The organism is Laedolimicola ammoniilytica (assembly GCF_025567165.1).
GTDB classification, from domain to species: Bacteria; Bacillota; Clostridia; order Lachnospirales; family Lachnospiraceae; genus Laedolimicola; species Laedolimicola ammoniilytica.
Window position 1 is genome coordinate 97,911 of the sequence record NZ_JAOQKC010000012.1, and the last position, 10,274, is coordinate 108,184.

11 protein-coding genes are annotated in these 10,274 nt (G+C 52.8%); all 11 read left to right on the forward strand.

The window, feature by feature from the left end:
- The coding region (locus OCV63_RS10370) for an FGGY-family carbohydrate kinase (protein ID WP_262670798.1) at nt 1–759 on the forward strand (759 nt) is incomplete at its 5' end.
- Nucleotides 760–794: 35 nt separating this feature from the next.
- Complete coding sequence (locus OCV63_RS10375; protein WP_158363750.1) at nt 795–1,598, forward strand: metallophosphoesterase; 804 nt, start codon at nt 795–797, stop codon at nt 1,596–1,598.
- A gap of 1 nt (nt 1,599) precedes the next feature.
- A complete protein-coding gene (locus OCV63_RS10380) occupies nt 1,600–2,388 on the forward strand; it encodes a segregation and condensation protein A (protein WP_158363751.1) in 789 nt (262 codons plus the stop codon).
- 3 nt (nt 2,389–2,391) lie between these two features.
- The gene (gene scpB, locus OCV63_RS10385) at nt 2,392–3,003 is read left to right on the forward strand and encodes an SMC-Scp complex subunit ScpB (RefSeq protein ID WP_158363752.1); all 612 of its coding nucleotides are present in this window, start codon (nt 2,392–2,394) and stop codon (nt 3,001–3,003) included.
- A 323-nt stretch (nt 3,004–3,326) separates the two neighbouring features.
- Nucleotides 3,327–3,554 carry a FeoA family protein gene (locus OCV63_RS10390; protein WP_334308309.1) on the forward strand — a complete coding sequence of 76 codons (228 nt, stop codon included), beginning with the start codon at nt 3,327–3,329 and terminating at the stop codon, nt 3,552–3,554.
- 53 nt (nt 3,555–3,607) lie between these two features.
- The gene (locus OCV63_RS10395) at nt 3,608–3,829 is read left to right on the forward strand and encodes a FeoA family protein (protein WP_158363754.1); all 222 of its coding nucleotides are present in this window, start codon (nt 3,608–3,610) and stop codon (nt 3,827–3,829) included.
- Between the two features lie 72 nt (nt 3,830–3,901).
- Entirely contained in the window at nt 3,902–6,067 is a 2,166-nt protein-coding gene (feoB, locus tag OCV63_RS10400; protein ID WP_158363755.1) for a ferrous iron transport protein B, read from the forward strand.
- A gap of 125 nt (nt 6,068–6,192) precedes the next feature.
- A complete protein-coding gene (locus OCV63_RS10405) occupies nt 6,193–6,585 on the forward strand; it encodes a heavy-metal-associated domain-containing protein (RefSeq protein WP_262670799.1) in 393 nt (130 codons plus the stop codon).
- A 205-nt stretch (nt 6,586–6,790) separates the two neighbouring features.
- Nucleotides 6,791–7,663, forward strand: coding sequence for an SDR family NAD(P)-dependent oxidoreductase (locus OCV63_RS10410; protein ID WP_158363756.1), 873 nt, complete (start codon nt 6,791–6,793; stop codon nt 7,661–7,663).
- Between the two features lie 9 nt (nt 7,664–7,672).
- The gene (locus tag OCV63_RS17850) at nt 7,673–8,851 is read left to right on the forward strand and encodes a PHP domain-containing protein (protein ID WP_158363757.1); all 1,179 of its coding nucleotides are present in this window, start codon (nt 7,673–7,675) and stop codon (nt 8,849–8,851) included.
- 29 nt (nt 8,852–8,880) lie between these two features.
- Nucleotides 8,881–10,143 carry a zinc-binding dehydrogenase gene (locus OCV63_RS10420; protein ID WP_158363758.1) on the forward strand — a complete coding sequence of 421 codons (1,263 nt, stop codon included), beginning with the start codon at nt 8,881–8,883 and terminating at the stop codon, nt 10,141–10,143.
- Nucleotides 10,144–10,274 lie beyond the last annotated feature (131 nt).

Consider the following 10,274-nt stretch of genomic DNA (forward strand, 5'->3'; position numbering starts at 1 on the left):
CAGCAGTGCGGTATGCTGGGCCAGGGCGTGGTAAAGGACGGCCAGGTATCCCTGACATTGGGTACGGGCGGTTTCCTTCTGACCACCTGTAAAGAAGTGCCGGAGAATCTGGACTGGGACGTAGTATGCAATGCCTCTTCCGCAGCAGGCAATTATATCCTGGAGGCCAATATGCTGACCTGTACCTCCGCCATGGAGTGGTGTAAGCGCAATTTCTTCCGGGAGGAGACAGATTTCTATGGCAAGCTGGACGATATTCTGAACGGTATCCCGGCCGGTTCCCACGGCTGCATGGCGCTGCCTTATTTCCAGGGACGATCCACGCCGGACTGGAACAGCGAGGCCACAGCAGAGTTCGCAGGTCTGACTCTCGGTACTACAAGAGAGGATATGCTGAAGGCCCTGCTGGAGGGGATCTGCATGGAGATTGGCAATAATATCGCTTCTTTTGAGAAGTATGTGCCCCTCCACAAGATCCTCATCAACGGCGGCCTCTCCAAGTGCGAGGCCTTCAACCAGATGCAGGCCGATATCTACGGCAAGCCCGTCATCCGCATGGACAACGCCGAGAGTACTGCTATCGGTGCCCTGATGGTAGCCGCTGTCACCATGGGCGAGTACGCTGACGTGGCCGAAGCCTTTGATAAGATCCGCGAGGGTACAGGATCCAAAGAGTATAGCGTAAATACGGAAAAGCATGCGGTGTACGAGGAGCTGCGGGCGAAGATGAACGAGAGATATCTCCGGGAAAATGCGTAATTGCATTTCCCGGGGAAATATGGTAATCTATCCTCATGTCTGATTTTAAAATTTTTGAATACGAAGTAAATACTGCAAAGCTTCCGGCCGGTTCCACTGGGCCGGTCTTTGTTATGCTTGCGGATCTGCATAACTTCTGCTACGGCCCGGGAAATGAGCGGCTGGCGGAGGCAATTTTCGCCCAGAAGCCCGACGCGGCACTGGTGGCGGGCGATCTGCTGGTGGGCAGACCGGGGGCGGATTTCACGCCTGCGGTGGAGCTCATACGACGCCTGCGGGAGAGTGGTCTTCCGGTGTTTTACGGCAATGGCAACCATGAGTACCGCATGCGCCTGCACCCGGAGCTCTATGGAAGCATGTATACAGAATACACGGCGGCTCTTAAGGAATACGGTGTGAAGCCTCTGGAAAATGAAAAAGTCTCCTTTTCCGCCCAGGGCCTTAACATGGACATCTACGGCTACGAGCTGCCGGAGTTTTATTATAAGAAGTTCTGCAGAGCCATTTTCCATCAGGAGGACCTGGAAAAAGCCATCGGACGCCCCGATCCGGCCAGATTCAATATCCTGCTGGCTCACAATCCCATCTATTTCGACAGCTATGCCTGGTGGGGCGCGGATCTGACCGTATCCGGCCATCTGCATGGCGGCATCATCCGAATTCCGGGCATCGGCGGGCTCATTACGCCTCAGGCGAAATTATTTCCCCGGTATGACGCGGGGCATTTCAGGAAAGCCGGGAAGAACCTGGTGGTCAGCCGGGGCCTGGGCACGCATACAGTGAATATACGGATTTTTAACCCGGCGGAGCTGTCGGTGATCCGTCTGAAGGGAGAATAACATGGGCATTCCCGTGAAACTGCCTGCATTTGAAGGCCCTCTGGATCTTCTTCTGCATCTGATAGAAAGCAATAAAATCGATATCTATGATATCCCCATCGTGACCATCACCGACCAGTATATGGAGTATATCCGGGCCATGGAGAAAAAAGATCTGAACATCATGAGCGAATTCCTTGTGATGGCGGCAACCCTGCTTGAGATCAAAGCGAAGATGCTTCTGCCCGCCGAGGTGGACGAGGAGGGCGAGGAAATTGACCCGAGGGCCGACCTGGTGGAGCGCCTGCTGGAGTACAAGCTCTATAAATGCATGGCCGAGCAGCTAAAAGGACGCCAGGACGAGGCCGGGCGGAGTCTCTACCGGGAGGCGGATATCCCGAAGGAGGTGGCCACCTATACGGCACCCGTAGATCTGGACGAATTGCTGGGGGATCTGACCCTGGTCCGGTTAAATGAAGTATTTCAGGCAATCTTACGCCGCACCGAGGATAAGATCGACCCGATCCGAAGCAAATTCGGGGCGATTGAGAAGGAAGAGGTCAGCCTGGAGGACAAGATGGCCTATGTGGAGGAGGAACTTATGCGGCACCCCCGCACCAGCTTCCGGGGCATCCTGAAGGCCTCCGGCAAGCACGGTAAGATGCAGGTCATCGTGACCTTCCTGGCCATTCTGGAGTTGATGAAGGTGGGCAAGCTGAACGTAAAGCAGGACGATACCTTTGGAGAAATCTATATCGAAGCGGGAGACGCCCTCGGAACGCCGGTGGCGTCCGCAGAGCAAGAGGAGTAAGACGTGGAAGAGAAGAGAACGGAAAGCGAGATCCGGGCGGCGGTGGAAGCCATACTGTTTGCGGCCGGGGATTCAGTGGAAAATGAGAGGCTTGCGGAGGCGCTGGAACTGGATAAGCAGGAGATGAACGATATTCTGAAGCGGATGGCCCTGCGCTATGAGGAGGCGGACCGTGGCATCCGTCTGGTGGAGCTTAGTGGAGCCTGGCAGCTCTGCACGAAGACGGAGCACTATGAGGAGCTGATCCGGGTGGTAAAGCAGCCGAAGAAGACACTCCTCACCGACGTGCTGCTGGAGACCCTGTCCATCGTGGCCTACAAGCAGCCGGTGACCCGTCTGGAGGTAGAGAAAATCCGTGGCGTCAAGAGCGATCACGCAGTCAATAAGCTGGTGGAATACGGCCTCATTGAAGAAGTGGGCCGCATGGACGCGCCGGGACGCCCCATTCTCTTTGGTACCACCGAGGAATTCCTGCGCCGGTTCGGCGTCAATTCCGTGGGCGAACTGCCACAGGCCACGCCGGAGCAGATGGAGGACTTTAAGGAAGAGGCCGAAGAGGAAGCGGGCCTGGAGCCGGAGACGTCAGCGGAGCAGCCGCAGTCCGGAGCGCTTTGAAAAATGAAAATGTAAGAAAATGGAAAATAGTGTAAAAACCTCAATACCCTCTTCAAATGGAAGAAAAAGATTGTGGTTTCTGCACTATTTTTTTGCCTGAAAACCGGAAAAAATTGCCGAAATATCCATATAGAGACAAAAACATAAAAAAGAGTTAGCATAAGCTAATAAAATTTCCTTATTGATATTGACAATCAAAATTGATTGATCTAAAATAAGACACGATGTTAGTAAATATTAACTAACTTTTAGTTAAAACTAACGTGCCGCGATGGCACAGGAGAATGGAAACGAACGAAAGAAGAGAGGAGCGATCGATCATGATGCCATTAGCAATGTCCAACGCAGGTGATGAACTCATGGTTGCCAGAGTCGGCGGGAATGAAGAAGCCAAAAAACATCTGGAGGATCTGGGATTCGTGGCAGGCGCGCACATCACAATCATTTCCCAGCTGGGAGACGGCAATATCATCGTGAACGTGAAGGAATCCCGGCTTGCAATCACAAGCCAGATGGCTTCCAAAGTGATGGTTGTACCGCAGACCGCCTAGGGCAAGGCCTGCGTTTGTAAAACATAAGATCGCCAGAAGGAGGAGTGGAAGAAATGAAAACCTTAAGAGATGTTCCGGTAGGAGCCACATCCAAAGTAGTGAAGATTCATGGAGAGGGTGCGCTGAAGAGACGTATCATGGACATGGGAATCACAAAAGGTACAGAGCTCTATGTGCGTAAAGTAGCGCCGCTTGGAGATCCCATCGAGGTAACGGTCCGTGGCTACGAGCTTTCACTGCGTAAAGCAGATGCGGATATCCTGGAGATGGAGTAAGCTTTAAAATGAAGCGTCATTTCAAATCAAATTATGATCCGGAGGATGAAAGGATCAGGAAAAGGGGAAGACATGTCAATTAAAATTGCACTTGCAGGAAATCCGAACTGCGGCAAAACAACATTGTTCAACAATCTGACAGGCAGCAACCAGTATGTGGGAAACTGGCCTGGCGTAACAGTAGAGAAGAAGGAAGGACGTCTGGTAGGGAATAAGGACGTCATCATTCAGGACCTTCCGGGTATCTATTCCTTGAGCCCGTACACACTTGAGGAAGTCGTAACCAGAAACTATCTGGTACAGGAGAAGCCGGACGTTATTCTGAACATCATCGACGGTACGAACATCGAGCGTAACCTGTATCTGACCACACAGCTGGTTGAGGTAGGTCTGCCGATGGTTATCGCTATCAACATGATGGACCTGGTAAGAAAGAACGGCGACAAGATCGATATCGCTAAGCTTGAGAAGAAGCTGGGTTGCAAGGTCATCGAGATCAGCGCACTGAAGGGCGACGCGACTAAGAAGGCGGCAGAGCTGTGTATCGAGGAAGCGAAGAAGGGTAAACAGACAGAGCTTCCCCACGTATTTACCGGCAGCGTAGAACACGCTATCGCTCACATTGAGGAGTCCATTCAGGGACTGGTAGATGCCACAGAGCTTCGTTGGTATGCTATCAAGGTATTCGAGCGCGATTCTAAGGCTCTGGAGCACATTCAGCTTTCCGCTGACCTGAAATCCCATCTGGAAGAGCACATCAAAGAGTGCGAGAAGGAGATGGACGACGATGCTGAGAGTATCATCACCAACCAGAGATATCTGTATATCCAGGAGCTGGTAAAGGAGTGTGTATCCAAGAAGCGTAAGGCCGGTGAGCTTTCCACCTCAGATAAGATTGACAAGATTGTAACCAACCGTATTCTGGCTCTGCCGATTTTCGCGGTTGTGATGTTCCTGGTTTACTATATTGCGGTATCTACCATCGGTACTGTAGTAACAGACTGGACCAACGACGTTCTGTTCGGCGAGTGGCTGCAGGGCGGAGCGGAAACTCTGCTGACTAACGCAGGCGCTTCCGACTGGGTTATCTCCCTGGTGGTGGACGGTATCCTGGGCGGCCTGGGCGCGCCGATTGGCTTCGTTCCGCAGATGGCTATCGTATTCCTGTTCCTGTCCATCCTTGAGGACTGCGGTTACATGGCCCGGGTGGCGTTCATCATGGACCGTGTATTCCGTCGTTTCGGTCTGTCAGGAAAGAGCTTCATTCCGTTCCTGATTTCCTCTGGCTGTGGTGTTCCGGGTATCATGGGTACCAGAACCATTGAGAGCGAGAGCGACCGCCGTATGACCATGATGACCACAACCATGATTCCCTGTGGCGCGAAGCTGCCGGTTATCGCCCTGATTGCAGGCTTCCTGATGGGCGGCGCATGGTGGATGGCTCCGGTGATGTACTTTGCCGGTATCATCATGGTTATCGTTTGCTGTATCATTCTGAAGAAGACAAAGATGTTTGCCGGCGATCCGGTTCCCTTCGTTATGGAGCTTCCGGCATACCATGTTCCTTCTGTTAAGGGCGTACTGCTTCACGTATGGGAGCGTGTATGGGCATTCATTAAGAAGGCCGGTACGATTCTGTTCCTCTGCTGTGCAGTGATGTGGTTCCTTGGTTCCTTCGGCTTCGTAGACGGAAGCTTCGGACTGGTAGATTCCGCAGATTCTCTGCTGGCTGTGATCGGCGGCGTACTTGCTCCGCTGTTTGCTCCGCTGGGCTTCGGTACCTGGCAGGCAGTTGCCTCCTCTCTGTCCGGTTTCGTGGCAAAAGAGGGTATCGTTTCCACCATGGGTCTGCTGTCCTCTCTGGCTGTTGAGGTGGAAGAGTACGAGGTATCCATGCACGACGCATTTGCGGCATTCTTCCCCAGCGGAATCGCAGCAGTATCCTTCCTGCTGTTCAACATGTTCGACTCACCGTGTCTGGCAGCTATCTCCTCCATGGCGAAGGAGATGGGCAATCGGAAGTTCTTCTGGTTTGCTATCCTGTTCCAGAACCTGATGGCTTACTGCGTAGCACTGGTGGTATATCAGCTGGTTGGTCTGGCTATCGGCGAGGTGGCATTCAATGTGTTCACTGTTGTGGCACTGGCAGTACTTGCAGTTCTGCTGTACCTGCTGTTCCGTCCGGATCCCAACAAGAAGAAGGTTTCTGAGGGAAAAGCTGCGAAGGCAGGCGTATAAAAAAGTTTATTATCTAAGTATAACATAAGCCATAAGGGAGCGCTCGTTGTCTGAGACAGCGGGCGTAACCTTTACAGAAAAATATACCCCCATATGGTATTTTGAAAATAAAGAAAGGTAATAGTATGAACGCAAATGTCCCTGTAAACAGCACCGATAAAATTGTATTGATTTTACTGGCAGTCCTAGCTGTGGTCGCTGTCCGCATTGTTATCAGCTTCTTTAAGCCGGATAAGCCGAAGGCAGGCGCGAAGCCTCACAGGCGCTCCGCCAAAGCAGCAGGTCTCACCGAGGTCATCGTCGGGATCGACGGTATGATGTGCGGCATGTGCGAGGCCCACATCAAAGACGCCATCCGTGGGCAGTTCCCTCAGGCCAAGGGGGTCTCTGCCTCTCATGTGAAGGGACAGGCTATCTTTTATCTGCCGGAGCAGCTGACCACGGAAGCCATTGCCGAAGCCCTCCACGCGGGGATCGATCCGCTGGGGTACACGGTTGGCGATGTGATAATAGGATAATGAAGAAGAAAGGCGTCTCTGCCGCAGCATGTTTATGTTGCAGGCAGAGACGTTTTTTGATTTTTCAATAAAAATATGTTGTTTTTCTGTTGGATTTATCTATATTTATATTGACTTATGTTGGAATAGTGCTATAATGAAAGCATAAAGTACGGAAAAACAATCAAAATTGGAAAAATCTCACATATAAAAGGAGGAATTTAGTATGAATCTGGCAGAAGCAAAGGAATACGCCAAGAAAAACATTCACAACCGTCCGGCGACTACAGGCCGTCTGGCTGGTAAAATCGCAGTGGTAACCGGAGGAGCCCAGGGCTTCGGTCTGGGAATCGCGACAGAGATGTACCATGAGGGAGCAAGCGTTGTACTTGCGGACCTGAATGTGGATCAGGCAAAGGAAGCGGCGAAAGCGTTCGGCGACCGTGCCGTAGGCCTGAAGGTAGACGTATCCGACCCGGCGTCCATGGAGCAGATGGTATGCGACGCGGTAGAGCATTTTGGGGGCATCGATATCTTTGTGTCCAACGCAGGCGTTCTGAAGGCAGGCAGCCTGGACGATATGGATCCGGCGGCATTCGCGTTTGTAACCAAGGTCAATTATATCGGCTATTTTAACGCTGCCAAGTATGCTTCCGCGATTATGAAGGCACAGCACGACGCAGATCCGGAGCAGTGGTTCGATATTATCCAGATCAACTCCAAATCCGGCCTGGTAGGCTCTAAGAACAACAGCGCTTACGCAGGCGGTAAGTTCGGCGGCATTGGCCTGACCCAGAGCTTTGCCCTGGAGCTGGTAACCTCCAACATTAAAGTAAATTCCATCTGCCCGGGCAACTTCTATGACGGCCCTCTGTGGTCCGACCCGGAGAGAGGACTCTTCGTACAGTACCTGAACGCAGGTAAGGTTCCGGGAGCAAAGACCGTACAGGACGTAAAGGATTATTACCTGTCCAAGTCCCCGATTCACAGAGGCTGCACTCCGAAGGATGTGGCGAAGGCACTGTTCTACGCGGTAGAACAGGAGTTTGAGACAGGCCAGGCTATTCCGGTGACAGGCGGTCAGACCATGCTGAACTAGGAGGAATTTATGGATAAATTTGTGGAACGGCAGGAGGTCTTAAAGCTTCTGAACGCTCCTACGCCGGAGGAGCGGCTGGCGAACCTGGCCATTCTGATCGGCGGCGAGAAGGAGAAGCCGGAGGTAAAGCCTCAGTTTGCCAACAATCACATACATACCATTTACTCATTTTCCCCGTACTCCCCGACGGCGGCGGTATACTGTGCCCGGGACGAGGGTCTTCAGACAGCCGGAATCATGGATCACGACAGCATCGCCGGAGCCGTAGAATTTCGGAAAGCGGGCAAGATCGCCGGGATTGGCACCACCTGTGGTATGGAGTGCCGCGTGGATCTGTCAGCCACGAAGATGGCGGGCCGGAAGCTGAATAATCCGGATCAGGCCGGTATCTGTTACATGGCGATTCACAGCATCCCGGCGACGGGCTTCAAGCGTCTGGACGAGGTCTTCGCTCCCTTACGGGAAAAACGAAATGTGCGGAACCGCAAGATGGTGGCGAATATCAATGAGCTGATGAAGCCCTATGGTATTGAAGTGGATTTCGATCAGGACGTCGTTCCCATTTCCCAGTATCAGAACGGCGGTTCCATCACCGAGCGCCATGTGCTCTGCGCCTTAAGCCAGAAGATTCTGGACAAAGCACCCCGGGGCGGCTGTGCAGACTTCGTGGAGCAGGAACTGGGCGTCGCGTTAAATGACACTGCAAAAGCGCGGCTGTCGGATCCGGAAAATCCGCATCTGATCTACGACCTGCTGGGCGTCATGAAAGCGGAGCTGGTATCCAAGATCTACGTACCGGCCACGGACGAGTGTATGCCCTTTGCAGACCTGGTAAAGCTGGCCGACGAGGTGGGCGCGATTCTCTGCTATCCCTATCTGGGCGATGTGACGAATTCCGTCACAGGCGATAAGAAGGCGGCGAAGTTCGAGGACGATTTTCTGGATGAGCTGTTCGAAATGCTGAAGGAAGAGGGCGTACACGGCGTCACTTACATGCCGGCCCGCAATACGAAGGAGCAGATGACCAGACTGCAGAAGCTCTGCCGCGATTACGGCATGATGGAGATCTCCGGCGAGGACGTGAATTCCTCCCGCCAGAGCATGATCTGCAAACAGCTGGAGGATCCGCAGTTCAAGCACCTGGTAGACGCCACCTGGAAATTAATCGAGCGTGAGAAAGTAGATTAAGCCATAGATTTCATAAAAGGAGAAGAACTATGAAAGCAAAAGCACTGAGACTTTACGGAAAAGAAGATTTACGTCTGGACGAATATGAGCTTCCGGAGATTAAGGACGACGAGATTCTGGCGAGAGTCGTATCCGACAGTATCTGCATGTCTTCCTACAAAGCAGCCATGCAGGGCGAGGATCACAAGCGTGTTCCGGAAAATATCAAAGAGCATCCGGTTATCATCGGCCATGAGTTCTGCGGTGACCTGGTAAAGGTAGGAGCAAAATGGGCACATGAGTTCAAGGAGGGTGAGAAATTCTCCATCCAGCCGGCTCTGAACTACAAGGGAAGCCTGGCGGCTCCGGGATACTCCTATGAGTACATCGGCGGCGACGCTACATATATCATTATTCCGAACGAGGTTATGGAGATGGGCTGTCTGCTTCATTTCGACAGCGACAACTTCTTCGGCGGCTCTCTGACAGAGCCTCTGTCCTGCGTAGCAGGTACCTTCCACGCCATGTATCATGCCACCAGAGGAAAATACGAGCATGACATGGGCATCGTAGAGGGCGGCAAGATGGCGATCCTGGCAGGTGTAGGCCCCATGGGACTGGCTGCTATTGACTATATCACACACTGTGACAGATGTCCGTCTCTCTTAGTAGTTACCGACATCGACGACGCGAGACTGGCGCGCGCGGCACAGGTGCTTCCGACGGAAGAGGCTGCCAAGAAGGGGATCAAGCTGGTATATGCCAACACAGGCAAGGTAGAGGACGCCCATAAGTTTATGATGGACTTCACTGACGGCGAAGGCTTCAACGACGTGCTGGTATTCGCTCCGGTAGCTCCGGTGGTAGAGCTGGCTGACAGCATTCTGGCACAGGACGGCTGCCTGAACTTCTTCGCAGGCCCCTCCAACCCGGCATTCTCCGCGCCGTTCAACTTCTACAATGTACATTACGCAGGAACCCACGTGGTAGGAACCTCCGGTGGAAATACGGACGATATGAAAGAGTGCCTTTCCATGATCGGGCAGGGCAAGCTGGATCCGGCTATCCTGGTAACACATATCGGAGGCCTGAACGTGGCAAGAGAAACCACGCTGAACCTGCCGAACGTACCGGGCGGAAAGAAACTGATTTACACCCATATCTCCCTGCCGCTGACCGCGATTGCAGACTTTGAGGAGAAGGGAAAAGAGGATCCGATGTTCGCGGAGCTGGCGAAGATCGTAGCCAAGACCAACGGCTTGTGGAATGCAGAGGCAGAGAAATATCTGCTGGAGCACGCACCGGCTATCTAAAAACAGAGGAAACAGAGACAGAGCGCATTTCCTGCGGGGATGCGCTCTTTTTTACTTTATAGGAAAGACCGCCTCCGGCGCTCTCTTGAACGAAAAAGGCCCGCGCGGAGGCGGGCATGAAAACGGGACGG

What these genes read in the sequence shown, in the direction of transcription:
- OCV63_RS10375 (WP_158363750.1), top strand. Translation starts at nt 795, where the DNA reads ATGTCTGATTTTAAAATTTTTGAATACGAAGTAAATACTGCAAAGCTT.
- OCV63_RS10380 (WP_158363751.1), top strand. Translation starts at nt 1,600, where the DNA reads ATGGGCATTCCCGTGAAACTGCCTGCATTTGAAGGCCCTCTGGATCTT.
- OCV63_RS10390 (WP_334308309.1), top strand. Translation starts at nt 3,327, where the DNA reads ATGCCATTAGCAATGTCCAACGCAGGTGATGAACTCATGGTTGCCAGA.
- OCV63_RS10395 (WP_158363754.1), top strand. Translation starts at nt 3,608, where the DNA reads ATGAAAACCTTAAGAGATGTTCCGGTAGGAGCCACATCCAAAGTAGTG.
- feoB (WP_158363755.1), top strand. Translation starts at nt 3,902, where the DNA reads ATGTCAATTAAAATTGCACTTGCAGGAAATCCGAACTGCGGCAAAACA.
- OCV63_RS10405 (WP_262670799.1), top strand. Translation starts at nt 6,193, where the DNA reads ATGAACGCAAATGTCCCTGTAAACAGCACCGATAAAATTGTATTGATT.
- OCV63_RS10410 (WP_158363756.1), top strand. Translation starts at nt 6,791, where the DNA reads ATGAATCTGGCAGAAGCAAAGGAATACGCCAAGAAAAACATTCACAAC.
- OCV63_RS17850 (WP_158363757.1), top strand. Translation starts at nt 7,673, where the DNA reads ATGGATAAATTTGTGGAACGGCAGGAGGTCTTAAAGCTTCTGAACGCT.
- OCV63_RS10420 (WP_158363758.1), top strand. Translation starts at nt 8,881, where the DNA reads ATGAAAGCAAAAGCACTGAGACTTTACGGAAAAGAAGATTTACGTCTG.